At 70.6% G+C, this 25,182-nt stretch carries 26 protein-coding genes and 1 tRNA gene; 5 read left to right on the top strand and 22 right to left on the bottom strand.

Translation table 11 applies throughout. The annotated features are described in order from the left end of the window. Nucleotides 1–441 precede the first annotated feature (441 nt). From AC07TY_RS08240 to AC07TY_RS08230, 3 genes are all read right to left on the bottom strand, one after another. The gene (locus AC07TY_RS08240; RefSeq protein ID WP_494784968.1) at nt 442–1,914 is read right to left on the bottom strand and encodes a M23 family metallopeptidase; all 1,473 of its coding nucleotides are present in this window, start codon (nt 1,912–1,914) and stop codon (nt 442–444) included. A gap of 273 nt (nt 1,915–2,187) precedes the next feature. Beyond that, complete coding sequence (locus AC07TY_RS08235) at nt 2,188–2,991, bottom strand: inositol monophosphatase family protein (RefSeq protein WP_494784967.1); 804 nt, start codon at nt 2,989–2,991, stop codon at nt 2,188–2,190. A 108-nt stretch (nt 2,992–3,099) separates the two neighbouring features. Then, nucleotides 3,100–3,181 (bottom strand) — tRNA-Tyr (locus AC07TY_RS08230). Nucleotides 3,182–3,307: 126 nt separating this feature from the next. Here AC07TY_RS08230 and AC07TY_RS08225 point away from each other — a divergent pair. Then, nucleotides 3,308–3,796 carry a YajQ family cyclic di-GMP-binding protein gene (locus AC07TY_RS08225; protein ID WP_123505236.1) on the top strand — a complete coding sequence of 163 codons (489 nt, stop codon included), beginning with the start codon at nt 3,308–3,310 and terminating at the stop codon, nt 3,794–3,796. Between the two features lie 144 nt (nt 3,797–3,940). Here the strand turns inward: AC07TY_RS08225 and AC07TY_RS08220 are convergent, their stop codons facing one another. The 4 genes from AC07TY_RS08220 to AC07TY_RS08205 all read right to left on the bottom strand — a co-directional run bounded on the left by AC07TY_RS08220 (nt 3,941) and on the right by AC07TY_RS08205 (nt 8,540). Further along, nucleotides 3,941–5,158 (bottom strand): heparan-alpha-glucosaminide N-acetyltransferase domain-containing protein, encoded by a 1,218-nt coding sequence (locus AC07TY_RS08220; RefSeq protein ID WP_494784966.1) that lies wholly within the window; start codon nt 5,156–5,158, stop codon nt 3,941–3,943. A 64-nt stretch (nt 5,159–5,222) separates the two neighbouring features. Further along, nucleotides 5,223–6,587 (bottom strand): ferredoxin--NADP reductase domain-containing protein, encoded by a 1,365-nt coding sequence (locus tag AC07TY_RS08215; RefSeq protein ID WP_494784965.1) that lies wholly within the window; start codon nt 6,585–6,587, stop codon nt 5,223–5,225. Between the two features lie 120 nt (nt 6,588–6,707). Then, nucleotides 6,708–7,787, bottom strand: a complete 1,080-nt coding sequence (locus AC07TY_RS08210) for a polyprenyl synthetase family protein (protein ID WP_494784964.1) — start codon at nt 7,785–7,787, stop codon at nt 6,708–6,710. Between the two features lie 21 nt (nt 7,788–7,808). Next, on the bottom strand, nt 7,809–8,540 hold the full coding sequence (locus tag AC07TY_RS08205) for a demethylmenaquinone methyltransferase (RefSeq protein ID WP_199738215.1): 732 nt from the start codon (nt 8,538–8,540) through the stop codon (nt 7,809–7,811). A gap of 122 nt (nt 8,541–8,662) precedes the next feature. Between AC07TY_RS08205 and AC07TY_RS08200 the strand changes: the two genes are divergently transcribed. Continuing rightward, on the top strand, nt 8,663–9,889 hold the full coding sequence (locus AC07TY_RS08200; RefSeq protein ID WP_488624496.1) for an isochorismate synthase: 1,227 nt from the start codon (nt 8,663–8,665) through the stop codon (nt 9,887–9,889). 41 nt (nt 9,890–9,930) lie between these two features. On the opposite strand, the gene AC07TY_RS08195 is transcribed toward AC07TY_RS08200, so the two are convergent. The 3 genes from AC07TY_RS08195 to AC07TY_RS08185 all read right to left on the bottom strand — a co-directional run bounded on the left by AC07TY_RS08195 (nt 9,931) and on the right by AC07TY_RS08185 (nt 12,954). After that, on the bottom strand, nt 9,931–10,782 hold the full coding sequence (locus AC07TY_RS08195) for a PPK2 family polyphosphate kinase (RefSeq protein ID WP_488624497.1): 852 nt from the start codon (nt 10,780–10,782) through the stop codon (nt 9,931–9,933). A gap of 67 nt (nt 10,783–10,849) precedes the next feature. Then, nucleotides 10,850–12,541 carry a 2-succinyl-5-enolpyruvyl-6-hydroxy-3-cyclohexene-1-carboxylic-acid synthase gene (gene menD, locus AC07TY_RS08190; RefSeq protein WP_494785051.1) on the bottom strand — a complete coding sequence of 564 codons (1,692 nt, stop codon included), beginning with the start codon at nt 12,539–12,541 and terminating at the stop codon, nt 10,850–10,852. Between the two features lie 50 nt (nt 12,542–12,591). Beyond that, nucleotides 12,592–12,954 carry a PLD nuclease N-terminal domain-containing protein gene (locus AC07TY_RS08185; RefSeq protein WP_494784963.1) on the bottom strand — a complete coding sequence of 121 codons (363 nt, stop codon included), beginning with the start codon at nt 12,952–12,954 and terminating at the stop codon, nt 12,592–12,594. Nucleotides 12,955–13,021: 67 nt separating this feature from the next. Between AC07TY_RS08185 and AC07TY_RS08180 the strand changes: the two genes are divergently transcribed. Beyond that, on the top strand, nt 13,022–13,312 hold the full coding sequence (locus AC07TY_RS08180) for a DUF4229 domain-containing protein (protein ID WP_158614155.1): 291 nt from the start codon (nt 13,022–13,024) through the stop codon (nt 13,310–13,312). A 63-nt stretch (nt 13,313–13,375) separates the two neighbouring features. Here AC07TY_RS08180 and AC07TY_RS08175 read toward each other — a convergent pair whose 3' ends face one another. From AC07TY_RS08175 to AC07TY_RS08165, 3 genes are all read right to left on the bottom strand, one after another. Next, nucleotides 13,376–14,329: a 1,4-dihydroxy-2-naphthoate polyprenyltransferase gene (locus AC07TY_RS08175; RefSeq protein ID WP_494784962.1), complete on the bottom strand. Its 954-nt coding sequence runs from the start codon at nt 14,327–14,329 to the stop codon at nt 13,376–13,378. A gap of 141 nt (nt 14,330–14,470) precedes the next feature. Beyond that, a complete protein-coding gene (locus AC07TY_RS08170) occupies nt 14,471–15,589 on the bottom strand; it encodes an AMP-binding protein (RefSeq protein WP_494784961.1) in 1,119 nt (372 codons plus the stop codon). 16 nt (nt 15,590–15,605) lie between these two features. Further along, complete coding sequence (locus AC07TY_RS08165; RefSeq protein ID WP_123505247.1) at nt 15,606–16,529, bottom strand: 1,4-dihydroxy-2-naphthoyl-CoA synthase; 924 nt, start codon at nt 16,527–16,529, stop codon at nt 15,606–15,608. Nucleotides 16,530–16,572: 43 nt separating this feature from the next. Here AC07TY_RS08165 and AC07TY_RS08160 point away from each other — a divergent pair, with 43 nt between their 5' ends. Beyond that, the gene (locus AC07TY_RS08160; protein ID WP_494784960.1) at nt 16,573–17,571 is read left to right on the top strand and encodes an o-succinylbenzoate synthase; all 999 of its coding nucleotides are present in this window, start codon (nt 16,573–16,575) and stop codon (nt 17,569–17,571) included. Here AC07TY_RS08160 and ccsB read toward each other — a convergent pair. From ccsB to AC07TY_RS08135, 5 genes are read right to left on the bottom strand one after another with little or no spacing between them, the layout of a single operon-like run. Next, nucleotides 17,556–18,569 (bottom strand): c-type cytochrome biogenesis protein CcsB, encoded by a 1,014-nt coding sequence (gene ccsB / locus AC07TY_RS08155; protein WP_494784959.1) that lies wholly within the window; start codon nt 18,567–18,569, stop codon nt 17,556–17,558. The two genes, AC07TY_RS08160 and ccsB, sit on opposite strands and share 16 nt — an antisense overlap. After that, nucleotides 18,566–20,302: a cytochrome c biogenesis protein ResB gene (gene resB, locus AC07TY_RS08150; protein WP_494784958.1), complete on the bottom strand. Its 1,737-nt coding sequence runs from the start codon at nt 20,300–20,302 to the stop codon at nt 18,566–18,568. Before resB ends, ccsB begins: the two co-directional genes overlap by 4 nt. Continuing rightward, nucleotides 20,286–21,053: a cytochrome c biogenesis CcdA family protein gene (locus tag AC07TY_RS08145; RefSeq protein ID WP_488624504.1), complete on the bottom strand. Its 768-nt coding sequence runs from the start codon at nt 21,051–21,053 to the stop codon at nt 20,286–20,288. The genes resB and AC07TY_RS08145 overlap by 17 nt, the downstream gene beginning before the upstream one ends. Next, on the bottom strand, nt 21,054–21,656 hold the full coding sequence (locus AC07TY_RS08140; RefSeq protein WP_123505250.1) for a TlpA family protein disulfide reductase: 603 nt from the start codon (nt 21,654–21,656) through the stop codon (nt 21,054–21,056). It lies immediately after the preceding gene. Next, entirely contained in the window at nt 21,653–22,294 is a 642-nt protein-coding gene (locus tag AC07TY_RS08135; RefSeq protein ID WP_123505251.1) for a histidine phosphatase family protein, read from the bottom strand. The genes AC07TY_RS08140 and AC07TY_RS08135 overlap by 4 nt, the downstream gene beginning before the upstream one ends. A gap of 108 nt (nt 22,295–22,402) precedes the next feature. Here AC07TY_RS08135 and aspS point away from each other — a divergent pair, with 108 nt between their 5' ends. Next, complete coding sequence (gene aspS / locus AC07TY_RS08130; protein WP_233579885.1) at nt 22,403–23,731, top strand: aspartate--tRNA(Asn) ligase; 1,329 nt, start codon at nt 22,403–22,405, stop codon at nt 23,729–23,731. A gap of 19 nt (nt 23,732–23,750) precedes the next feature. Here the strand turns inward: aspS and AC07TY_RS08125 are convergent, their stop codons facing one another. The 4 genes from AC07TY_RS08125 to AC07TY_RS08110 form a co-directional block, all read right to left on the bottom strand. Continuing rightward, nucleotides 23,751–24,020, bottom strand: a complete 270-nt coding sequence (locus AC07TY_RS08125) for a glutaredoxin family protein (RefSeq protein WP_494784957.1) — start codon at nt 24,018–24,020, stop codon at nt 23,751–23,753. Between the two features lie 77 nt (nt 24,021–24,097). Continuing rightward, nucleotides 24,098–24,196, bottom strand: coding sequence for a 30S ribosomal protein bS22 (locus tag AC07TY_RS08120; protein WP_003792170.1), 99 nt, complete (start codon nt 24,194–24,196; stop codon nt 24,098–24,100). Nucleotides 24,197–24,336: 140 nt separating this feature from the next. Continuing rightward, nucleotides 24,337–24,531, bottom strand: coding sequence for a helix-turn-helix domain-containing protein (locus tag AC07TY_RS08115; protein ID WP_123505254.1), 195 nt, complete (start codon nt 24,529–24,531; stop codon nt 24,337–24,339). 131 nt (nt 24,532–24,662) lie between these two features. After that, nucleotides 24,663–25,166: an ArsR/SmtB family transcription factor gene (locus AC07TY_RS08110; RefSeq protein WP_494784956.1), complete on the bottom strand. Its 504-nt coding sequence runs from the start codon at nt 25,164–25,166 to the stop codon at nt 24,663–24,665. Between the last annotated feature and the right edge of the window lie 16 nt (nt 25,167–25,182).

Here is a 25,182-nt window from a genome sequence, read left to right as displayed (position 1 = left end):
GAGCCGCTCGCCACCGCCTCGCCCCCGCCGAATCAGCACGAACCCGCCTGCTGTTCGGCGGGAACGCGCCGATTCGGCAGGACCACGTCGCCGCCCCGGAGGGAGCGCGCCGGATCGGCAGGCGTGAGCCGCATCGGCGCGTCTTCGCCGAACCGGCGGGGCCGAACCGAAAGCGCGGGCCGAGCCGCCCGCCACCGCCTCGCCCCCGCCGGATCGGCACGAAGCCGCCGGACCTTCAGCGGGCGCGAGCCGATTCGGCGGGACCAGGTCGCCGACTCGGCGGGAGCGCGCCGGATCGGCAGGCGTGAGCCGCGGCGGCGTGTCTTCGCCGACCCGGCGGGGCCGAACCGAACCCGCGGGCCGAGCCGCTCGATTGGCGGGTATGAGGCGGGGCGGGGCCGACGTTCGGCGGCGCCGCGCGCAGCCGCGGCAGGCGAGGCGCTACGCGCCGGCGTTGGCTACGAGCCAGGGGTACGGGTCGACCGGGACGCCGTTGAGGTGGATCTCGAAGTGCAGGTGCGCACCCGTGCTGTTGCCGGTCGAGCCGACGTTGCCGACCTGCTGGCCGACCTTCACCTTCTCGCCGAGCGTGACCTTGATGGATCCGGCGACCATGTGCGCGTACACGCTGGTGACCGGGACGCCGTTGATGGTGTGGTCGATCCACACGTTGTAGCCCAGGGCACCGCCGCCCTGCTCGACCTTCGAGACGGTGCCGTCGGCGATGATCTGGATCGGCGTGCCGGCGCCGGGCGTGAAGTCGAGGCCCTCGTGGAATGTGGAGCAGAAGCTGCAGTTGGCGACCTGCCGCGAGCCGAAGCCGCTGCTGATCGGCGAGGTCGTGGCGAACGGCCACTGGACCGGCGCGGTCGAGTCGTTCGCGAACGCTCCGGTGCCGGTGCTCGACGAGGTGACCTTGGGGGCGCTGACCGAGTAGCCGTCACGGCCGAGGCTGGCGCCGACGACGGTGCCCGACGCGATGTAGCCCTGCCCGGCGGTCGACGAGGTGGCCCCGCCGACGGTGGTGCCGGCCTCGACGGCGGCGGCGAGCTTCACGGCGACGTGCTCGGGGGTGTCGACGAAGTAGGCGTTCGCGGGAACGGAGGTCGCGACGACGGTGGCCCCGACGAACAGGAGGCCTCCGAGGACCCCGAAACGGCGGGTGCGACGGCCGCGGGTCGAGATCACGGGCCGGAGCGCGGCGGGTGCGAGACGAGGGGAACCGGGCGCAGGAACTCGACGCATCGGCTGGGCACGCAGCGACCGTCGCGCCGCCGGGGCGGAGGCCGCGGCGGGTGCTGCGACCGAGGGGGCTTTGGCAGCACGGGTCGCCTCACGAGCCACAGGGTCGGCCGCCACCGAGGTGCGCGTCGCGACCGTCGGGCCACCGGTCGTCGTGACCGCAGGCGTCGCGACCGTCGGGCCGGACCCCGTCGACGTGCGCGACGTGACCATCGAGCCCGGCGTCGTGCGTGTGGCGGGCCAGGCGACCGACGCCGGACTCGCCGGCGTCGATACGGGCGACGCCGAAGCAGTCGACACCGGAGCTGGCGACGCCGAAGCAGTCGACACGGACGCCGACGCGGGCGACACGGCAGACGACGACATCGCGTCGGGAGACAGGCGGGCCGGCGAGACCCGAGCCGGATTGGCACCGAGCGCCGCCGAGGCCACAGCAGTCGGATCGGCCAGCGCAGCCGCGCCAGCCAGCGAAGCCGGACCGGCGAGCGCAGCCGAGCCAGCCAGCGACGACGAGCCAGCCAGCGATGACGGGTCGACGACCAGGGTCGCCGCCGTCTCGAGCTGACGCTCGCGGGCGCGCGCGGCACGTCGCGTGAGGGGGGCCACGGTGGGGCCGTCGACGTCGCCTGCGGTTCCGCGGTGGGCGGTGGGGGCGGCGTCAGGCTGGGTCACTGCGAGTAGGTCCTCAGGTTCGGGGGCGGGCTTCGGCGCCGCGCAGAAAGTGCTGCACAGGGCTGTGGCCGGGAACTGCCCGCGGAGAGACGGCCGCGGACGACGGTGATCGAATCACCCTAGCGTGCGCCCCCGGAAAGCCTCCCGGACGAGCAACGCCTGACCAATGGTAGCGAATTCGCAACCGGATGGCTAGGCCCGATATTGATATATACCGAAGTGTGGGGGGTCGGGCGGTGTCGGGGAGTTCCTGCGCCCTCTCTGGTTCGGCACTCAGAACCCGACGTCGGCGAGTGCCTCCGCGAGCCCAGCGGCGACGGCGGGCGCGCAGACGAAGGTGAGGTCGCGGCTGGCCTGGGCTCCGGCGGGGGTGAGCACCGTCGCACCTGCTTCACCGGCGACGAGGACGCCGGCGGCGTGATCCCACGGCTGGAGGCCGCGCTCGACGTAGGCGTCGAGCCGACCCGCGGCGACGCTGCAGAGGTCGAGGGAGGCGGCCCCGATACGGCGGATGTCGCGGACGCGGCCGAGGAGGGGGGCGACGACCGCGCCCTGCTCGATACGGCGCACAGGGTCGTACGAGAAGCCGGTGGCGAGCAGCGACTGCGACAGGTCGGCGGGCCTCGACACGGCGAGACGCTCGCCGTTCAGGAAGGCGCCGCCGCCGCGGGTCGCGACGTACTCCTCCCCGGCGACGGGGTTGAACACGCACGCGGCCAGAGCCCGCCACGTGAGCGGGTCGGGCTCGCCCTCGACGACGGCGATGCTGACGGCGTAGGCCGGAATCCCGTAGAGGAAGTTCACGGTGCCGTCGATCGGGTCGACGATCCAGGTGAGACCCGTCTGCGTCGGCTCCGCGCCGGACTCCTCGCCGTAGAAGCCGTCGCCCGGTCGCTCTGCTGCGAGCCGTGCGCGGATCAGGGCCTCGACCTCGCGATCGGCGTGCGTCACGATGTCGACCGAGCTCGACTTGCTCGCGGCGACCTCGACGCCCTGGGCCCGGCGCCGCGCAGCCAGCTCACCCGCCTCCCGCGCGATGGAGCGGGCGATCTCGAGCAGCTCGGCGTTCGTGGTCATGCGACCCCCAGGTATGCGAAACGCCCGATGCTCAGCACCGGGCGTCTCTGCGTTCTTCTGTGTCGAAGGGACACAGCGTGTTGTTCCGTGTCGTCATCGGACACCGTGTGGCAAGTGAGGGATTCGAACCCCCGGAGGCTACGCCGGCTGATTTACAGTCAGATCCCTTTGGCCGCTTGGGTAACTTGCCAGGTGCGCACTCGACCAGTGTATTCACCAACCGAAGGCGCCCGTCAACAATACAGCCTCCGCGCCGTGGTCTCGACCACGGCGCGTGCGGAGGCCGCCGCCGCCGCCATTCGCTAGGGTGGATGACATGGCAGACAGCTCTTTCGACGTGGTCAGCAAGGTCGACAAGATGGAGGCCGACAACGCGCTCAACCAGGCGCGCAAGGAGGTCGAGCAGCGCTACGACTTCAAGAACGTCGGCGCCGCCATCGACATGAGCGGCGAGAAGGTGCTCATCAAGGCGAACACCGAGGAGCGCGCCAAGGCCGTCCTCGACGTCTACGAGTCGAAGCTCATCAAGCGGGGCATCTCGCTGAAGAGCATCGACGCCGGCGACCCGTACGCCAGCGGCAAGGAGTACCGCATCGAGATCTCCATGAAAGACGGCATCGACCAAGAGGCCGCGAAGAAGATCAACAAGCTGATCCGCGACGAGGGGCCCAAGGGCGTCAAGAGCCAGATCCAGGGCGACGAGCTGCGCGTGACCTCGAAGAGCCGCGACGACCTCCAGGCGACGATGGCGCTCCTCAAGGGCGCCGACCTCGACGTCTCGCTCCAGTTCGTCAACTTCCGCTAGGCGGGCTCGACCAGCGCTTCGCGCGACGATCCGGGCGCAGGAACTCGCCGCCCGCCGCCGCGCCTGACCCCTTCGTCACCCGGCCCCCCGTCGCACCCGACCTCCGCCACCCGATCGTGGCGCCATCCCCCAGAGCTGCCGGGCCTACAGCGGGCGGCCGCTCGGCGGCGCCCAGTCGTCTCGGGGCGATGTCGACGTGGATCCGCCGGCGGCGACTCCGCTGACGGACGAGGACACCGCGCCGAGCACGGGAGCGCCGCCCTGGACACCTGGTGCCACGGCCTCCGGCGCGCGCCCGCCGACGGCACGCGCGACGGCGGCGACCGCACGCTCGAGCGGCCCCGGACGCCCGCCCCAGGCGAGGGCTGCGAGGCAGGCTCCGACCACGAAGAGGGCCCAGACGGTCCCCTCGCCCGCGGGCGTGAGCCCGTCGAGGAACCCGAAGTGGTAGAGCCAGGCGATGACGACGAGGTGGGCCGAGTAGATCGAGAGCGGCATGGCGCCCACGCGGGCGAGCACGAACAGCGGCGCGTTGCGCGGAACCCGGGCGAGGAGCCCGCAGGCGCCGATGACGGCGAGGGCCACGCCGGCCGAGCCCAGCATGTCGACGAGAGTCGAGGAGTGCGGCTCGGACGCGAAGACGTAGTCGCGGAGCCGCAGACCGCCGAACGAGTGGAACAGGAGGCCGCCGGGCGTGACGGCCTCGCCGACGGAGTAGACGACCACGGCCAGCGCCGTGCCCCCGCCGAGGAGCGCACCGAGCACGCGCGGAGACCGCAGGTCGGAGCGGCCGACGGCCAGGCCCAGCAACAGGTAGGCGGCGAAGGTCGCGAGCGGGTAGTACAGGAAGATCTGCTGGAGGATGACGCCGGTCTCGGCGAGCGGGAACACCGAAGCGAGCGAGATGGGGAACGCGACGAGGGCGAGCCCGCCGGCGACTGTCAGGAGCGCGACGCGCGACCACGACAGGGCGGGCAGGAGCACGACGAAGAGGATGCCGTAGGTGGCGAGGATGACCGCCACGGGAGTCTCGAGCAGCATCAGGAGGATGCCGATCACGGCGATGAGGACGCCGCGGGTGGCGATCCTGCGCCGGGCGACTGTCAGGGCCGCGCCGCGGACCGGCTTGTCGCGCCCCGTCGTCAGAGCCAGCGAGACGCCTGCGAGCACGGCGAAGAGCACGGACGACCGACCCGCCACGATCGACCACCAGGTCGACGGCTCGCTCCAGTCGACGGGGTTCTCGACGTCGACGAGGTGCGCCGCGAACATGCCGAACAGGGCGATGCCGCGCGCCGCGTCGATGCCGCGGAGGCGTGCTCCCGGGCCGGAAGCGGCAGGGCGCGAGGCGGTGAGCGTCATGCCACCACGGTAGCGGCGGCGCCCGGGAGTCTGCAGAAGTCATCCACAGGCCCGGGCGCCGAGACTACTGAGCCCGCGACACCGTGACCATCTCGTCGCGCGGCACGACCTTCACGCGGACGCGCTCGACCTCGCCCTCGAAGCCGGCGCCGAGCGCCATCTCGTGCTCGTCGAGGCGGTGCCAGCCCTCGAGGTCGGTGAACGCGACGCCGCGGGATTCGAGCAACGCGGGGATCGCCTCGAGCGAAGGGTCGGCCGGGGCCCACCACGACGCCTGGTCGGTCAGCACGTGCTGCACGGTCTCCATCGCGTCGCTCTTGGTGTGGCCGATGAGGCCGACGGGGCCGCGCTTGATCCAGCCGGTGGCGTACACGCCGGGCACGATCTGATCGTGGTCGTCGAGCACCTGGCCCTCGTGGTTCGGGATGACGCCGCGCTTCTCGTCGAACGGGATGCCGTCGAGGGGCGAGCCGAAGTAGCCGACGGCGCGGTAGATCGCCTGCATCTCGACGGTGCGGAACTCGCCGGTGCCCTCGACGCTGCCGGCGCCGTCGGGCCGGGTGCGCTCGTAGGTGAGGCCGGAGACCCGGCCGTCGACCTCTTCGACTCGCACGGGCTTGGCGTAGAAGTGCAGGTGGAGACGGCGCGACGCGCTGCCGGTCTCGCGCTGGCGCCACTGGTTCAGGACCTTGTCGATGACGAAGACCTGCTTGTTGGTGGCGATGGCGTTCTTCGAGGCCTCGTCGTAGTCGAAGTCCTCGTCGTAGACGATCATGTCGACGTCGCGGAGCTCGCCCAGCTCGCGGAGCTCGAGCGGCGAGAACTTCACCTGGGCCGGACCGCGGCGGCCGAAGATGTGCACATCGGTGACGGGCGAAGCCTTGAGCACGTCGTAGACGTTGTCGGGGATCTCGGTGGGAAGGAGGTCGTCGGCGTGCTTGGCGAGGATGCGCGAGACGTCCAGGGCGACGTTGCCGACGCCGACGACGCCGATCGAGGAGGCCTCCAGCGGCCAGGTGCGCGGCACGTCGGGGTGGCCGTCGAACCAGCTGACGAAGTCGGCGGCGCCGTAGCTGCCCTCGAGGTCGATGCCGGGGATGTCGAGGTCGGCGTCCTTGATGGCGCCGGTCGAGAAGATCACGGCGTTGTAGTGCTTCTTCAGGTCGTCGAGCGAGATGTCGACGCCGTAGCGGACGTTGCCGAAGATGCGGATGTCGCCGCGGTCGAGCACGTCGCGGAGGGCGTTGATGATGCCCTTGATGCGCGGGTGGTCGGGGGCGACGCCGTAGCGGACGAGGCCGTACGGGGCGGGGAGCTGCTCGAACAGGTCGATCTGGACGTCGAACTGGCGTTCGGCCTTCAGGATGATGTCGGCGGCGTAGATACCGGCGGGGCCGGCTCCAACGATGGCGAGGCGCAAGGTCGTCATAGGTACTGCGTTCTTTTCCGGGCGGTTCGGGGTGTTCTCGGACAGGTGGTCAGGGTGTGTTCGGCGTGCCGCTGCGAATCGCTCGGACAAGCCCGGGCACCAGGGCCCGAGGCGGGAGAGCTAGGCCTGGCGCTCGACGACGCGCTCCGCGAAGCGGGTCAGCGCCTTCTTCACGGGGCCCTGCGGCAGCGGCGCGAGTGCGGCGACCGCGTCGTCGGCCCAGCGGCGGGCCTCGTCGTGGGTGCGGCGCGTCACGTCGTGCTCGCGGAGCTGCCGGACGGTGTCGGCGAGGTCGGCCTCGCTGACGTCGCCGCCCGCGGTCGCGGCGCGCACGTTGGCCTCGATCTCGCTGAGCAGGGCCGACGAGTCGATGTCGGTCTGGGCCTCGACGCGCAGGTACATGAGCGGCAGGGTCTCGACGCCGGCCAGGAGGTCGGTGCCGGCGCGCTTGCCGGTCTCCTCGCTCTGCGGAGACAGGTCGATGACGTCGTCGACGAGCTGGAAGGCGACGCCGATCTTCTCGCCGAAGGCCGAGACCGGCCCGAGGTACTCCCGCGGGGCGCCGGAGAACATGACGCCGACCTTGGCCGCCATCGAGATGAGCGAGCCGGTCTTGTCGCTGAGCACGTCGAGGTAATGCGCGATGGGGTCGTCGCCCTCGCGCGGGCCGATCGTCTCATGCAGCTGGCCGAGGCAGAGGCGCTCGAATGTCTGCGCCTGGAGCCGTATCGCCTCCTCGCCGAGATCGGCGACGATCGTGGAGGCCCGGGCGAAGAGCAGGTCGCCGGTGAGGATGGCGACGCTGTTGCCCCAGCGCGACTGGGCGCTCGGTACGCCTCGGCGCATGGTCGCCTCGTCCATGACGTCGTCGTGGTAGAGCGACGCGAGATGAGTGATCTCGACGGCCTGCGCGGCCGACACGACGGCGTCGGTGGCCCCGTCGCCCAGCTGCGAGATGAGCAGTGCGAGCGTCGGGCGGATGCGCTTGCCGCCGGCACTGAGCAGGTAGCGGCTCGTGACGTCGGCGAGGTCGTCGCCGAAGGCCATCTCGACGAGCAGGCCGTCTTCGACGCGCTCGAGGCCGGCGTCGATGGCCGCGACGAAGCGGCGCTCGGAGGCCGACGAGAAGAGCTTCTCAGCGAGGCCGAGCGACGAGCTCAAGCCCGAGCTCCGACGAGCCGGAGGTGCACTGGGGTTCACGGGTTCACCTTTGCGTGTGGTTCAGGCGTCGGGGGCCGAGGCGGGTCGCCTCGTCGAGCCGGCGGGCTTGTGGCCCCGGTGGAGGGCCACGATCCCTGCGGTCAGGTTGCGGTAGGCGACACGGGTGAAGCCGGCCCCGCGGAGCCACTGGCTGAGCACCTGCTGCTCGGGCCATTTCTCGATCGACTCGGCAAGGTAGGTGTAGGCGGGCGAGTTGCTGGAGGTGACCTTGGCGATTCCGGGCAGCACGTGCCGCAGGTACGCCTGGTAGCCGAAGCGCAGGGCGGCGACGGGCGGGGTCGAGAACTCGCAGATCACGACACGGCCGCCGGGCTTGAGCACACGGTACATCTCGGAGAGCGCCTGGCGCGGCTTGTTCACGTTGCGCAGGCCGAACGAGATCGTGACGGCGTCGAAGGTGCCGTCGTCGAACGGCAGCCGCTCGGCATCGCCCTCGATGAACTCGATGTGCGGCTGGCGCTTGCGGCCGACCGCGACCATGCCGGCCGAGAAGTCGAGAGCCGTGACGGTGGCGCCGCCCTTGGCGATGGCGGCCGACGACGTGCCGGTGCCGGCGGCGATGTCGAGCACCTTCTCGCCGGGCTCGGCGCCGATCGCCTTCACGGTGGCGATGCGCCACAGCACCGCGTTGCCGCCCGACAGGATGTCGTTCGTCACGTCGTAGTGCGCGGCCACCCCATCGAACATGGAGGCAACCTCGCTGGGCTGCTTGTTCATATCGGCCTTGGTCACGCAGGGAATCCTACCGGCCCGATCTCCACCCAGGCCGAGAGCAGGCGATGCACGACGAACACCCAGGTGAAGGGGACGCAACTGCCCGAGGGCCCCGCGATCCCGGTCGTTACGATGAAGAAGTGAACCACCCCCTGCACGTCGAGACCACCCGGATCGACGACATCACCCCCTTCCTCGCCCACGTCGACCCTCGCGATCCGCTCCTCTTCGTGCGGCGCGGCGACGGCATCGCCGGCATCGGCGAGGCGCTGCGGCTCGAGTTCCGGGGCGAGGCGCGGATGCGGGAGGCGGCCGAGGCCTGGCGAGGGATCGCCGCGGCTGCGACCGTCGTCGACGAGGTGCGGCTCGCGGGAACGGGGCTCGTCGCGTTCGGGTCCTTCGCGTTCGCGGACGAGTCCGACGACGTGAGCGTGCTCATCGTGCCGCGGGTCGTCGTCGGCCGTCGCGCGGGCATCGACTGGATCACGCGGGTCGACGGCGCCGACGTCGGCGAGCGCACGTCGCTGGGCGCCGAGGTGCACGTCGAGTTCGCCGAGCCGGCGTTCACGGCGGCCGCGTACGCCGGTGCCGTGCACGACGCTGTCGCCGCGATCGAGTCGGGCGAGCTGAGCAAGGTCGTGCTGGCGAGGCCCCTCGACGCCGCCCTCCCCGACGACGCCGACCTGCGTCGCGTGGCGCGCGACCTCGCGTTCGCCTACCCCGACACCTACACGTTCGCGGTCGACGGGCTCATCGGGTCGAGCCCCGAGACTCTGATCCGCAGCGAGTCCGGCGAGCTGAGCGCCCGGGTCCTTGCCGGCAGCATGGGCCGCGGCATCGACGCGGCCTCCGACGCCGCGAACGCGCTCGAGCTCGCTACGTCGCAGAAAGACCTCGACGAGCACGCCTTCGCCCTGAGCAGCATCCTGCTCTCGCTCGAGCGCCACGCGATCGAGGTCACCACGGCCGAGAGGCCGTTCACGCTCCGGCTGCCGAACGTGTGGCACCTCGCCACCGACGTCCGGGGGCGCCTGGCCGACGGCGCGTCCGCGCTCGACCTCATCGACTCCCTGCACCCCACGGCAGCGGTCGCAGGAACTCCCACCCCCGCCGCCCTGGCCGTCATCGCGCGGCTCGAGCCGTTCGACCGCGGCCGCTACGCCGGCCCCGTGGGCTGGGTGGGGGCCGACGGCGACGGCGAGTGGGCGATCGCTCTCCGGTGCGCTCAGGTGACGCGAGCGGCCGACGGCGCCGACGGCCGCGTGCGGGCCTACGCCGGGGCGGGCATCGTCGCCGAGTCCGTCGCCAGTCGCGAGGTCGCGGAGACCACGATGAAGTTCATGCCGATGGCCGACGCGCTGGGCTGACCGTCGACGACGCTGACCGGGTGGGCCGAGCCGTGGCCCCGCTAGGAGGCTGCGAGACGCGTCTTCTCGACGGCGACGTCGAAGTCGGCCGGCGGCCAGTCGAGTTCCTGCGCCCGGAGCGCGGTGATGAGGAGCCGCTGGACGGCGACCCTCGCGTACCACTTCTTGTCGGCTGGCACCACGAACCACGGCGCCTGATCGGTCGACGTGCGATCGAGGGCCACCTGGTAGGCGCTCTGGTAGTCGGCCCAGAGGTTGCGCTCGTCGATGTCGCCGGGGTTGTACTTCCAGTGCTTGTCGGGGCGGTCGAGCCGTTCTGCCAGACGCGCCTTCTGCTCGTCGAACGAGATGTGCAGCATCACCTTGATCAGGGTCGTGCCGCTCGCGACGAGCTCGCTCTCGAAGGCGTTGATCTCGTCGTAGCGTTGCTCGAGCACGTCGGTCGAGACCAGCGAGCGGACCCGCGCGACGAGGACGTCTTCGTAGTGCGACCGGTCGAAGACGCCGATCATGCCCACGCCGGGCAGCTCGTTGCGCACCCGCCAGAGGAAGTCGTGGGCCAGCTCCTCTTCGGTGGGCTTCTTGAAGGCGTGGTGCTTGATGCCCTGCGGGTCGACCGCGCCGACCACGTGGCGGACGATGCCGCCCTTGCCGGCGGTGTCCATCGCCTGGAGCACGAGCAGCACGCTCTTCGTGCCACCTGCCGCGCGCGAGTCGGCGAAGAGCTTTTCCTGCAGCTCGGACAGCTGCTCGCGGCCCGACTCGAGCGTCTGCTGACCGTACTTCTTGTCGCCGCCGAAGCCGGGCGAGGCGTCGGTGTCGATGCTGTCGAGGGCGGTGCCGGGCGCGAACTTCAGCGCGTCGGACGGTTCGGTGCTCCACGTCTTGGCCATTTCTCGACCTTAGACCCGAAGCGCCTGCAGACCCGGAGCGCCTGCAGACCCGGAGCCTCTGCCGTTCTCACCGCGCCAGCGGCACCTCGATGACAGTGCCCGTCGGCCCGGCGAGCGCCTGCTCGAGCTCGCCGCGGGTCGACGCCCGCACGTAGTCCCAGCCGTAGGCACGGGCCAGGTGCTCGAACGACACCGGCTGCGGCGTGAGCTGCACGCGCGTCATGGCGTCGACGGGCGCGGTCTGCGCGACCTCCAGCCCGTCGAAGATCGTGCCGCCGCCGTCGTTGCCCACGACGATCTGCAGCCGCGGGCGGGCCTCGCCCTCGCCGAACAGCAGGGAGCCGGCGTCGTGCAGCAGTGTGAGGTCGCCGACGAGCACGCGCGAGATGCCCCGGGCGCCGTCGGCCCAGTCGAGCGCAGGGCCTCCCGAGGTGCCGCCGGCCTGCGACGCGAGCGCGATTCCGGTGGCCGTCGCGATCGTGCCGTCGATGCCGGCGAGGCCGCGGTTCGCGTGCACGGCGATCTTCTTGCCGGTCACGGCGACGTCGGCCTCGCGGATCAGCCGAGACGCCCCGAGGATCAGCCGGTCGTGCGGCCAGGTCAGGCGCCAGAGCGCTTCGACCAGGTGGCGACGTGTCACCGGCTGCCGAATCACGTCGACCTCGGAGCGCAGGAACTCGGACTGCTCGGCCTCCAGGTCGGGCGCCGCGTCGTCGTCGCTCAGCAGCGCCCGACCGGTGTGCACCCAGCTTCCGACCCAGCCGCGATGCTGCCGACCGTCGGGGTCGCCCTCGATCCGCACGTCGTCGACCACGGTCGCCGACCGGCTCGGGTCGTACGCCTCCGGGACTGCGCCGCGCACCACGACGACCTCCACGTCGGCCCGCTTCAGCAGTGCGGGGATCTCGCGGGTGAGCGTGGGGTGCCCGAACACGACGACGCGGCGCACGGCGCCGCCGAACGCGGGATCGTCGAGCAGCTGCCGATACGACGGCACGAGGTGCGGGCCGAAGCGGGCGCCGCTCGACACCTCGGCGACGAGAGGCGCGCCGAGCAGGCGGGCGGCCTCCTCGGCCCGGGGGCCGGCCGCGTGGCCGGCGACGACGACGGTGCCGGGTACCTCGTCGACGCGGAGGTCGGCGGTGCGGCCGGGGAGGGCGGCGGTCGTCGGAGTTCCTGCGCCCGGAGCAGGCGCAGCCTCGGTCGGAAGCGTGGTCGCCGGGGCGGAGAGCGGCTCCCGGAAGGCCACGTTGAGCTGGACGGGGCCCGGTGCAGCGGGACGGTCGGGCGAGCCGGAGCGGCCGAGGGCGGCCGAGACGGCTTCGCGCGCCAGCTCGTGGACGTACTGCGCGTCGACTCCGCTGTCGGACGGCGCCTGCACGTCGCGCAGCAGGCGGAGTGCCTCGCCGAAGAGGCGCGGCTGGTGAGTGGTCTGGTTGGAGCCGATCCCGCGCATCTCGTCGGGCCGGTCGGCCGTCAGCAGGATCAGCGGGACGCCCGAGTGATGCGCCTCGAGCACGGCCGGATGCAGATTCGCGACGGCGGTTCCCGACGTGGTGACGACGGCGGTGGGCTGCCCCGACTCGATCGCCAGCCCCAGGGCCAGGAACCCCGCTGAGCGCTCGTCGAGCCGGACGTGCAGCCGCAGGCGCCCGGCGCGCTCGAACTCCGCCGCCGCGAGGGCCAGCGCCTGCGACCGCGACCCCGGGCTGAGCACGACGTCTCGGACGCCCGAGGCCTGCAGCTCGGCGAGGAGCATGACGGCGAAATCGGTAGCGGGACTGCCCGAGGGGGCGGGAAGGGTCGGCACTACCTCAGTGTGCCACTCGGCCCGTCGTCATCCGTGCGGGCGGGCGGCTCCGAGAGCTCCTGCTCGAGGCGGCGGATGCGCTCGTCGAGCTCGTGACGGTCTTCGTCGCTCACCGCCGTGAACGGGCGGCCCAGGAACTCCGGATCGTCGTCGGGGGCGACGGTGCGTCGCGGCGTGCGCGGGGCTCTGCCGAGCAGCAGCCACAGCACGGCGCCGACGACGGGGAGCACGATGACGATCAGAGCCCACACCGGCTTCGGCAGTGCGCGCACCCGCTGATGCTCGGTGAAGAGGCAGTCGACGAGGGCGTAGACGACGAACGCGGCGGCTGCCACGATCAGAACAATCAGACCCTTGACCATGTGGGCGATGGTAGGCGCCCCGACTGTGCGATCGCCTGGCCGAGGTAGCTCGTTTAGACTGCCCAGCGTGAAAGCAGCGCTCCTCTACACCTCCGCCCGCATCGGCACGTTCGCGGTCATCTTCGTGGTGCTGAGGTTCATCCCGTCGATCAACGTCTACATCGCCGCCGCAATCGCCGCGGTGCTGGCACTGCTCATCTCGTACATCTTCTTCGGCCGCCTTCGCGCCGGTGTCGCCGAGGGCATCGCGCAGCGGCGCATGGTGCCGGAGCGCGACCTCGACGCCGACGCGGAGGACGAGCTGCTCGGCGGCCGCCCCGTGCTGCGCAAGTCGGGTCCGCCGTCCGAAGACGCGTAGGGCGTCCCGGACCGACGCGCGCTGACGCCGCGCCGGTGCGCGCTGACGCCGCGCCGGTGCGCGCTACGGCTGCGCGAAGAAGAACAGGGCGCTCAGGCCCAGTGAGAACAGCAGCGCAGAGAACGACGACAGCTGGAGCGCCAGGATGAGCTCTTTCGCCGTCTTCGCCGTGACGCCGATGAGCAGGGCCGGCAGCGTCAGGATCAGAGCGAAGTAGACGTAGCCGACGTTGAAGAAGAGGTACGTGTAGAAGAACACGATCACGTACGGCACCAGAAGGAAGAGCGCGTAGACGATGCGCGACCCGCGCTGGCCGAGGACGACGGCGAGCGTGCGCTTGCCGGCCTGGCGGTCCTGCTCGATGTCGCGGATGTTGTTGACCATCAGCACCGCGCACGAGAACAGGCCGATCATGACGGCGAAGCCGACGGCCGTGTACGAGACGTCGTGCGCCTGGACGAACATGGTGCCGCACGTCGCCACGAGGCCGAAGAACACGAAGACGAAGATCTCGCCCATGGCGTTGTAGCCGTACGGGCGGCGGCCCCCGGTGTAGAACCAGGCCGCGACCACGCACGCGGCGCCGACGGCGAGGAGCCACCAGAACTGCGTGATGATCACGATGGCGATGCCCGCACCGGCCGCGACGGCGAACGAGGCGAAGGCGACGTTGCGCACCCTCTTCGCGTTGGCGACGCCGCCGCCGGTCAGGCGCGGAGGGCCGACGCGGAACTTGTCGGTGCCCTTGATCCCGTCGGAGTAGTCGTTCGCGTAGTTCACACCGACCTGCAGGAACAGCGACACGATGAGGCACAGGAGCGCGAGCGGCCAGTCGAAGTCGTTGACGGCCGCGGCGGCGGCACTGCCGAGGGCGACCGGCGCGATCGACAGGGTCAGCGTGCGAGGCCGCGCCCCCGAGATCCAGTCGCCGGCCGTCGCCTTGCGCGCGACGACCTTCCCGGGGCGTCCGCCCGGTCGGCCGGTCTTCTTCTTGCTGTTCGATCGCGTCTGTGGCACCTCGGGAGTTTACCGGGCGTCTCTCCGAAGTCGGCCACTTCGCTCCACGCCCTGCGAGGGGCAGGAGTTCGCTCTGGAGACGCTTTCCCTGCGCGTGAATTCACGCCCAGGGAAAGCCTTCGGGAACGAAACCCCCGGGGCTCAGGCCGTGGCGGCGAGGCGCGCCAGGGCGACGCGGTCGGGCTTGCCGCTCGGCAGCAGCGGGAGAGCGTCGACGACCAGGATGCGGTCGGGGGCCGCGGCGCGACCCGCGGAGTCCGCGACGGCGGTCCGGAGGTCGGCCAGGGTCAGCACGACGGGCGGCACAGCGACGACGACCGGCACCTCACCCCAGCGGGCATGGGGGGCGCGCACGACGACGGCGCCCGCCAGGCCCGGCAGCTCGCGCACGATCCGCTCCACGACGCCGAGCGAGACCTTCTCACCGCCCGAGACGATCACGTCGTCGAGCCGGCCGGTCACGGTGACGACGCCCTCGTCGTCGACGACGCCCGCATCGCCGGTGCGGTACCAGCGCACGCCGTCACGCTCGACGAACGCCGCCGCGGTCCGCTCGGGATCGCCCAGGTAGTACTCGGCGAGGGTGGGTCCGCTGAGCTCCAGCTGACCGTCGACCACGGCCGCTCGAGTGGCGCCGACGGGGACGCCGTCGTACACGCAGCCTCCGCTCGTCTCGCTCGAGCCGTAGGTGCGGACGACGCGGACTCCGGCGGCGAGTGCACGTTCCTGCAGCGATCGCGGGGTGGCCTGACCGCCGACCAGCACCGCGTCGAATCGCGCGAGCCAAGAGGCGTCGGGCGAGTCGAGCATCGTCGAGAGCTGGGCCGGCAAGAGGGAGGTGTAGCGGACGGGATGCGTCAGGCGCCGTGCGGCAGCGGCGAACGCGGCCGGATCGAAGTGCCCCGGCTCGAGCAGCTCGGGCTCCGTCTCGGCGGCGATCGAGCGGACGAGCACGTTGGTGCCTGCGACGTAGTGCGCCGGAAGCGCGAGCACCCACTGGCCCGGGCCGCTCAGGGCCGAGTCGGCGGCGGCCGCTCCGGCGAGCAGGGCGCCGGTCGAGAGGGCCACGCGCTTGGCCTTCCCCGTCGAGCCGCTCGTCTCGATCACCAGGGCGACGCGCTTCTCGACCTGGGTCGGGAGGTCCGCAGGAACTCCGGAGTCGACCCGCGGATTCACGGCGTCGCCGCCTGCCAGCGCGTCGCGCAGCCCCTCGAGCACCTCGCGCGGCCGGCGTGCGTCGATGGCTCGCAGCCCGTGCATCACTGCCCTCCCGACATCAGTACTGCCAGGGGTAGGGCGACCAGTCAGGCTCGCGCTTCTGCAGGAAGGAGTCGCGGCCCTCGACGGCCTCGTCGGTGCCGTAGGCCAGGCGGGTCGCCTCGCCGGCGAACACCTGCTGGCCGACCATGCCGTCGTCGACCGCGTTGAAGGCGAACTTCAGCATGCGGATCGAGGTCGGCGACTTCGTCATGATGATGCGTGCCCACGACAGGGCCTCGACCTCGAGCTCGGCGTGGTCGACGACGGCGTTGACCGCGCCCATCTCGTAGGCGCGCTGGGCCGAGTACTCCTGCGCCAGGAAGAACACCTCGCGGGCGAGCTTCTGGCCGATCTGCCGCGCGTAGTACGCGCTGCCGTAGCCGCCGTCGAACGAGCCCACGTCGGCATCGGTCTGCTTGAACCTGCCGTGCTCGCGGCTGGCGATCGTCAGGTCGGCGACGGCGTGCAGCGAGTGGCCGCCGCCCGCGGCCCAGCCGGGGACGACCGCGATGACGACCTTGGGCATCGTGCGGATCAACCGCTGCACCTCGAGGATGTGGAGTCGGCCGCTCCGGGCCGGGTCGGGCTTGAGAGCCTCGTCGCCTTCGTACTTGTAGCCGTCGCGGCCCCGGATGCGCTGGTCGCCGCCCGAGCAGAACGCCCAGCCGCCGTCCTTCGCGCTGGGCCCGTTGCCGGTGAGGAGCACCACGCCGATCCGCGGGTTCATGCGGGCGTCGTCGAGGGCACGGTAGAGCTCGTCGACGGTGTGCGGCCGGAAGGCGTTGCGCACCTCCGGACGGTCGAACGCGATCCGGGCGACCTGGCCGCGGACGTCGTGATGGTAGGTGATGTCAGTGAACGCGGCATTCGTCGGCCCGGCGAAGCCCTCGACCTCATTCCACTCGCGGGGATCGAACAGGTCGGAGACGGTGTCGCGCATGGCTGCAAGCCTAGCCACCGGCCCCGGTGGAAGACTGGGCCGCGTGCTTCCCTCGATCGACGACCTCGTCCGCGACGCCCACGTGGTGGCCCTTCCGCTCCGCAACCGGTTCCGCGGTGTCGACGTGCGCGAGGCGCTGCTCGTCGAGGGGCCCCGCGGCTGGACCGAGTTCAGCCCGTTCGTCGAGTACGAGCCTGCGGAGGCCTCGACCTGGCTCCGGGCCGCCATCGACTTCGGGTGGGGCGACGAGACGGCTCCCCTGCGCGACCGGGTGCCGGTCAACGCGACGCTCCCCGCTGTCGACGCGGCGCTGGTGGCGGGGATCCTCGACCGGTACCCCGGCTGCCGCACCGTCAAGGTGAAGGTGGCCGAGCCGGGGCAGAGCCTCGCCGACGACGTCGCCCGGGTCCGGGCCGCGCGCGAGTACGTCGGTGCCGCCGGGAGGGTGCGCGTCGACGCCAACATGCACTGGTCCGTCGACGAGACGCTGGCCGCCCTCGAGGCGCTGGCCCCCTTCGACCTGGAGTACGTCGAGCAGCCCTGTCGCACCGTCGCAGAGCTCGCCGCGGTACGGGCCGCCGGCACCGGGGTGCCCGTGGCCGCCGACGAGAGCGTCCGCAAGGCCGCCGACCCTCTGGCCGTCGCCCGCGCCGGAGCCGCCGACCTCCTCGTCATCAAGGCCCAGCCGCTCGGCGGGGTGGCCGCCGCGACGCGCATCGTGCGCGAGGCCGGGCTGCCGGTCGTCGTATCGAGCGCCATCGATACGTCGGTCGGGCTCTCGATGGGGGCCTACCTCGCCGCCGCCGTGCCCGCGCTCCCCCACGATTGCGGCCTCGGCACCGCGGCGATGTTGACCGCCGACGTCACTCGCGAGCCGCTGCTCCCCTCGGGCGGTGCGGTCGACGTGCGGCGCATCGACGTCGACATCGACCTGCTGCGGCAGCACGCGGCGCCCGCCGAGCGACGCGCCTGGTGGCTCGACCGCATCCGAGCCTGCTACGCCCTCCTCGGCGAGAACGGCGGCGCTTACAGACCCGAGTAGGCGTGAAGGCCCTTGAAGAACAGGTTCACGACCGAGAAGTTGAACATGACAGCCGCGAAGCCGACCAGCGACAGGTACGCCGAGCGCGCTCCTCTCCACCCGCGGGTCGCTCGGGCGTGGATGTAGCCGGCGTAGATGACCCAGATGATGAAGGTCCAGGTCTCCTTGGTGTCCCAGCCCCAGTAGCGGCCCCAGGCCTTCTCGGCCCAGATGGCGCCGGCGATGAGCGTGAAGGTCCAGAGCACGAAGCCGACCAGCGCGATGCGGTAGGCGAGGTCTTCGAGGCGCTCGGCTCCGGGGAGCGTGTCGAACAGGCGCAGACCCGGGTTCTTCGCCGTCTCGCGGCGGTCCTGGATGATCTGCGCGGCCGAGAGCCCACCGGCGATGGCGAAGAACGCCGTGCCGAGGCAGGCGACGAAGACGTGGATGACGAGCCAGTACGACTGCAGCGCCGGCACCAGGGGGCTGACCGCGACGTAGAAGTTGACCACGGCGACGCCCAGCAGGATGAGGTTCAGGCCCATCACGTAGGCGCCGAGGTACCTCAGGTTGACGAACAGGTTCACGATCAGGAAGACCGCGACGATGAGAGCCGTGCCGGTGAGGCCGAACTCGAACATGTTCGCCCACGGCACCCGGTCGGCCGCGAACCCGCGGAGCACGACGGAGGAGATGTGGACGGCGAGGCCGAGGACCATCATCGACATGCCGATGCGCTCGAACTTCGACGAGCGGCGGGGCGCGTCGGCGCCGGTGTCGACGTCGGTGCGCTCGAGGACGGCGACGGAGCCGCCAGGAGTTCCTGCGCCCTGTTCGATCATCTCGGCCTTGCCGGCGAGACGCTGGGCCTGAGCCTTGATCGCCGCGGTAGCGGCCACCTGGGCGTCGCCCGACCGCTTCGCGAGGTCGAGCGCGAAGGCGATGAAGGAGATCGTGTAGATCGCCATCGCCGAATAGGCCGCATAGAGGCAGTAGAGCGAGAGTTGATCAGTCGTCACGGGTTCACCTTACGTCGATCGGAGGCCGATTTCGGGTCGAGTACGGCCTGGTGCCTCTTGGCCAGGTCGCCGACGGCGCGCTCGAGCGTCGGGTCTTCTCCGCGGGCGAGGCCCGCGTACTCGATGCGGAGCCCGTTCTCGCCCTGGACGGCCTTGACCCACACGCGGCGGCGGGGCACGAACAGGCCCGTGAGCAGGCCGAGCACGATGAGCACGGCGAAGACGAGCACGTAGAGCTGCGACGGGTCGTGGTGGATGTCGAGCGAGACGAAGCGGCTGACTCCGGTGAACTCGATCGAGCCGAGACCGTCGGGCAACTTCACTGTCTGGCCGGGCTTCAGGGCGATCGGCTTCTCTTCGGCCGACGGCTGGGTGCCGGCGAGGACCTTCAGCTTTCCGGTCTCGAGCGTGTAGACCGACTGAGGCACACCGTCGTCGAGGCCGAGGTCGCCCGTGTACACGCTCAGCGAGAGGACCGGGTTGATGGCGTCGGGATAGTTCGACGCGTAGGCGCCCGTCGCCTGCTTGACGGCGCTGGGGTAGAAGAAGCCCTGCATGCCGAGCTGTTTCGGCAGTGCGTCGGGCACCTTGATGACGCCGAGCGACGTGAGGTTGGAATCCTGCGGGAGGAAGGGGATGGAGTCTTTCAACGCGACGTTGCCCTCGCCGTCGCGGACGACCACGTTGACCGCGTAGCCGTTGCCGAGCAGGTAGACGTTGGTGCCGCCGATCTGGAGCGGCTCGTTGACCTTGATCGTCTTCTTCTCGGCCGTCGCCCCCGGCTGGGTCGTCGTCACGTCGGTCTTGTACTCGATCGGCGTTCCGATCGCGTCGAGGATCTTCTGCTCGTACTTGACCGTGAACTTGTCGACCTTGATGTTGAACGGCGCCAGCTGGGCGTCGTTGAAGAACCGGCCCGGGTTGAACGAGTCGTACGAGCCGAGCACGTTCGAGAAGGTCTGGCCGACGACCACGACGCGCTGGCCGGTGTAGCCGAAGCCGCCGCCGATGCCGACGGTCACCAGGATGCCGAGCAGCGCGATGTGGAACACCAGGTTGCCGGTCTCGCGCAGGTAGCCGCGCTCGGCGCTGACCGAGTCGCCGACGATCCGCGTGCGGTACCCGGCCCGGCGCAGCAGCGACCTGGCGTGCGCAACAGCGATCTCGGCCGACACCGGGGCGGCGCTCGGATCGGCGGGGCGCGGCACGTCGAAGGCCTGGAAGCCGGCGAGGCGCGAGAGTCGGGCCGGGGTCTTCGGCGGGGCCGAGCGGAGCGCCTCGAGGTGGTGCTTGACGCGAGGGATGATGCAGCCGACCAGCGAGACGAACAGCAGCAGGTAGACGGCCGAGAACCACGGCGTCGAGAACGTGTTGAACAGGCCGATCTTGTCGAGGATCGGCGCGAGCGTCGGGTGGTCGAACTTGTACTGCGCGACGCCGTTCGGGTCGGAGCTGGTCTGCGGCACGAGCGATCCGGGCACGGCAGCGAGGGCCAGCAGCATGAGCAGCAGGAGCGCCGTGCGCATGCTGGTGAGCTGGCGCCAGAAGAAGCGGAGGTACCCGAGCGGGCTCAGCCGCGGCTGGGTGATGCCGGAGTCGCCCGAGTCGCCGGGCTCGGAGTCGATGTGGTCGCTCGGCCTCAGCGGATCGGCGCGCTGATCGACGCCGCGGTCTTCGGAGGTGTCGCTCGAGCCGCCGGTCAGCCCCTTGTCGGTGTCAGACGACCGTGCCATAGTTCGCGATCACCGCCCCGAAGCGCGACATGAGGTCTGCCCAGACCCCGACGACCATGAGAACTCCGATGACCACGAGAAGGCTGCCTCCCACAAGGTTGACGGCACGGATGTGCCTTTTGACGAATGCGATGGTGCGCGCCATCCAGCCGAGGCCCAGGGCGACCAGCAGGAACGGGACGCCCAGGCCCACGCAATAGAACAGACCGAGCAGGAAGCCCTGCGCCGCCGAGCCCGAGTTGACGGACATCGCGGTGATCGCGGCCAGAGTCGGCCCGAGGCAGGGGCTCCACCCGAGGCCGAAGACGATGCCGAGCAGCGGGGCGCCGACGAGGCCCACCTTCGGGCTGATCGTGAGCTTCGCCGTGCGCTGGAAGAAGGGGAAGTTGCCGATGAAGACGAGCCCCATGAGGATCACGACGACGCCGAGCACCCGGGAGATGAGCACCCGCCACTGGAGGTACCAGAACCCCGCCACAGCGCCGGCGGCCGTGTTCAGAGCCACGAAGACGATGGTGAAGCCGAGGATGAAGAGGACCACGCCGACCACCACTCGGGCGCGGTCGCGGCGCTTGCCCCGGGCGTCCTGCGACGTGCCGGCCAGGCCGCCCACGTAGCCGAGGTACCCCGGCACGAGAGGCAGCACGCATGGCGACACGAACGACAGCAGGCCGGCGAGCATCGCCACCGGCAGGGCCAGTGCGAGCTGGCCGCTGGTGACCGCCTCGTAGAACGGGTTGCCCTGGAACACCTACTTGCCGGCCACCGTGTCGGAGATGAGGGTGTTGAGGATGCTCTTGTCGACCTCGCCCAGGATGCGCGCCGCGACGCGGCCCTTGGAGTCGAGCACGATCGTCGTCGGCGTCGAGTTCGGTCCGCGGGTGCCGGCCAGCGCCAGCTGGACCTTCGCGTCGGTGACGTCGGTGACCGACGGGTAGGTGATCTTGAAGTTGCGGGCGAAGGCGCGCGAGGTGTCGGACTCGTCGCGCACGTTGACGCCGATGAACTGCACGCCGTCTGACGAGTACTGCTCGCTCAGCGACTGCAGCGCCGGGGCCTCGACACGGCAGGGCGGGCACGAGGCGTACCAGAAGTTGAGGACGACGACGTGGCCCTCGTAGGTCTTGCGCGAGATCGACTTGCCCTCGTCGGTGGTGGCCGTGAACTGCACCGGGTCGGTGCGGTCCGAGACCTTGACCTCGGTGACGCTGCCGTCGCCCGAGATGTAGTTCTTGTTCGATCCGCTCTGGTACTGCGCGAGGAGGTCGTTCGACGAGCAGCCGGCGAGGGCCACCACGAGAGCGGCCCCGAGGACGGCGGCGCGGACGAGGGTCGAGGGGCGCTTGAGGTTCACACGGCTCCAGAGTCGATGGCGGACGCGTGGAGGGCTGCGGCCGGCTCGCGATAGCCGACCTCGACGAAGGCGTCGTCGTGGCGCTCGAGAGTGGTGACGCTCGAGAGCGAGCACCGACGTCGGCGCGGGTCGTGGAACAGCCGCTCGCCCTCCAGGCTGCGGTGCACCATCCAGATCGGGAGCTGGTGGCTGACGAGCACGACGTCGCCGTCGTCGACGCTGCGCCAGGCGCTGTCGACGGCGGCGAGCATGCGAGCGGCGATGCTCACGTAGGCCTCGCCCCAGCTGGGCTTGAGGGGGTTGGCGATCCACGGCCACTCGGCCGGTCGCACCAGGGACTTCGTGAAGCCGCCCGCGCGGCCCTCGTACTTGTTCGTCGGCTCGATCAGGCGCTCGTCGGTCTGGATGTCGAGCCCGAAGAGGTGCGACCAGGGCGCCGCGGACTCCTGCGTGCGCTGGAGGGGCGAGGCGAAGAGAGCGTGCACGGGGGCCTTCTCGGCGAACAGCGCGTCGGCCGCCGCCTCGGCCATCCGATGGCCGAGGTCGGACAGCCCGAACCCCTCGATGCGCCCGTAGAGGACGCCCTCGGGGTTGAACACCTCGCCGTGGCGGACGAGGTGGATCTGGTTCGCGGGCACGGCATCCAGTGTAGATTGCGCCGTCGCGCACACCTCCCACCAGGGTTTTCCACAGGGATGCGGTCTCTCGGCCCCGAGAGACCCGCCCGACACGTAAACTCGGGGACCGTGACTGAACGCACCCTCATCAAAGACCTCGCTGCTTCCTCCGACGGGCCCGTCACGGTGTCCGGATGGGTCGAGACGGTGCGCGATCAGAAGAAGGTGCAGTTCGTCGTGCTCCGCGACGAGTCCGGTGCCGTCCAGCTGGTCGCCCCCCGCGTCTCGAACGAGGCCGGCGAGATCGAGGCCACCCCGGTGTCCGACACCATCTCCGCTCTGTCCCAGGGCTCGTTCCTCACGGCGACCGGCGAGCTGAAGCACGACGAGCGCGTCAAGCTCGGCGGCGTCGAGGTGAAGCTCGAGTCGCTCGACGTGGCGTCGCTCGCCATCCCCGAGACCCCGATCGCCGACGACTCCGGCATCGACAAGCGCATGGACTGGCGCTTCCTCGACCTCCGCGTTCCGAAGAACGCCCTCATCTTCAAGATCCAGACGACGCTGCTCCACGCGCTCCGCACCTACTGGGTCGAGCACGACTTCGTCGAGATCCAGACGCCGAAGCTCATGGCCTCAGCAAGCGAGTCGAAGGCCGAGCTGTTCCGCGTCGAGTACTTCGAGGGCAGCGCGTTCCTGGCGCAGAGCCCTCAGTTCTTCAAGCAGATGGCCCAGTCGGCCGGCTTCGGCAAGATCTTCGAGGTCGGGCCCGCGTTCCGCGCCGACCCCTCGTTCACCAGCCGCCACGCCACGGAGTTCACCTCGGTCGACTCCGAGATCAGCTGGATCGAGTCGCACGAAGACGTCATGAAGCTGCACGAAGAGCTTCTGCACGCGGCGTTCTCGGCCGTGGTCGAGAAGCACGGAGCCGCCATCGCAGAGCTGTTCGACGTCGAGCTGACGGTTCCGTCGCTGCCGTTCCCGCGCATCCCCCTGGCCGAGGCCAAGCAGATCGTCGCCGACCGCGGCTACGAGATCCCCCGCGCCGACGACGACATGGACCCCGAGGGCGAGCGCCAGATCTCGGCCTACGTCAAAGAGACCTACGACCACGACTTCGTGTTCCTCACCGACTACGCGTCGAGCATCCGGCCGTTCTACCACATGCGCAACGAGGGCGACGAGAGCCTGACGAACAGCTACGACCTCATCTACAACGGCACCGAGATCTCGACCGGCGCCCAGCGCGAGCACCGCATCGACCACCTCGAGGCGAACGCCCGCGACAAGGGCCTCGATCCCGAGGAGCTGGGCGGCTACCTCGACTTCTTCCGCTACGGCGTGCCCTCGCACGGCGGCTTCGGCATGGGCCTGGCGCGCGTGCTCATGCTGATGCTGCACCTGCCGAACCTGCGCGAGACGACCTACCTGTTCCGCGGGCCCACGCGCCTCGAGCCGTAGACCGGTTAGAGCACAATTATCAGCGGGGCGGTGCCGCAGCGCGCAGCGCTGTGCGCAGGCGCTCCGGCTCGACGCGCCAGATGGTGTGCACGCGCCCGTCGATGAGCACGACGGGGATCTCCTCGGCGTACTCGTCGGCCAGCGTAGAATCGTCGAGGATCGACAGCTCGTCGTAGTCGCGAGCGCCAGCGAACTCCACTTCGTCGAGCACCGCCTCGAGTACGATGCGGGCGTCGTCGCACAGGTGGCAGCCGGGCTTCGTCAGCAGGGTCACATGGGGCACGGGCACTCCGTCATGCTACCGCCGCCGTGCGAGGCACGAAAAAAGGCCCCCGCCCGAAGGCCAGGAGCCTTTTTGCGTTTGCTCTACTTCTTGTTGCGGCGCTGGTGACGCGTCTTACGAAGCAGCTTGCGGTGCTTCTTCTTCGCCATGCGCTTACGACGCTTCTTGATGACAGAACCCATAGGGCACCTCGCAGTTGTCTGTTGGATGAAACCTGGAAAAACCGGGCCCATCAAGAACCGCGGAAAAATACCTCGCGTCAGTCTACTCGCCAGCGATCGGAAACACGAACCGGCGCAGGAACTGCCCGCCCTGCACGACGTCAGCCGACGTCGGCGACCCCGCCGCGCAGCACGGCCGCCACGGCCGAGTCGGGCACGCGGAACGAGCGGCCGAATCGGATCGCCGGCAGCTCCCCCGAGTGCACCATGCGGTACACGGTCATCTTGGAGACGCGCATCATGTCGGCGACCTCGGCCACCGTGAGAAAGCGCGCGTCTGTCAGATCGTCCGACATGGTCCTGCCTCGGGTTAGGGGTCGACCCGCTCACTCGGAGCGGACGACATCGTCTTGGGGCCCGCTGAGTGTTGCTCGTGTGCCTCGTGGCTACTTTAGGGGCGCATGTGACTCGGTGTCCAGCGAGCCGGCTACCCCTGTTCGCGGTGGCCGAGCCGCTTCTTGGCGGTGTCGAGGATGCGGCTGCGGGCGCCGGCCACGGTACGGCCGAGAGTGGCCCCCACGTCGCCGACATCGGGCAGGGTCTCGGCGGCCCGGCGGAGCGGCGCGGGGACGGTGCGCCCGGTGGCGGGGGCGAGTTCCTGCGCCTCGATCGGCTCGTCGACGACGGCCACGAACGGCGTGAGCCACTCGGCGACGGCGATGAGCGGCTCGGAGTCGATGCGGTAGTAGCGGTGCTGCCCTTCTTCGCGGACCGACACGAGCCCGGCGTCGCGCAGGACGCGGAGGTGCTTCGACACGGTCGGCTGGCTGAGCATCAGCTCGACGACCATCTCGCCGACGCTGATCTCGCCGTCGCTGCCGCGGCCGTCGCCGTCGTGGCCACGGGCGTCCTGGCCGTCGGCTCGGTCGCGAAGCACACGGAGCAGCTCGCGACGCGTAGGGTCGGCGATCACTGTGTAGATGTCGGCCATGGCGCAAGGGTATCGA

The sequence above is a fragment of the Frondihabitans sp. GW821-FHT04F02 genome (assembly GCF_059420045.1).
This window is presented reverse-complemented; position numbering and strand designations above follow the sequence as displayed.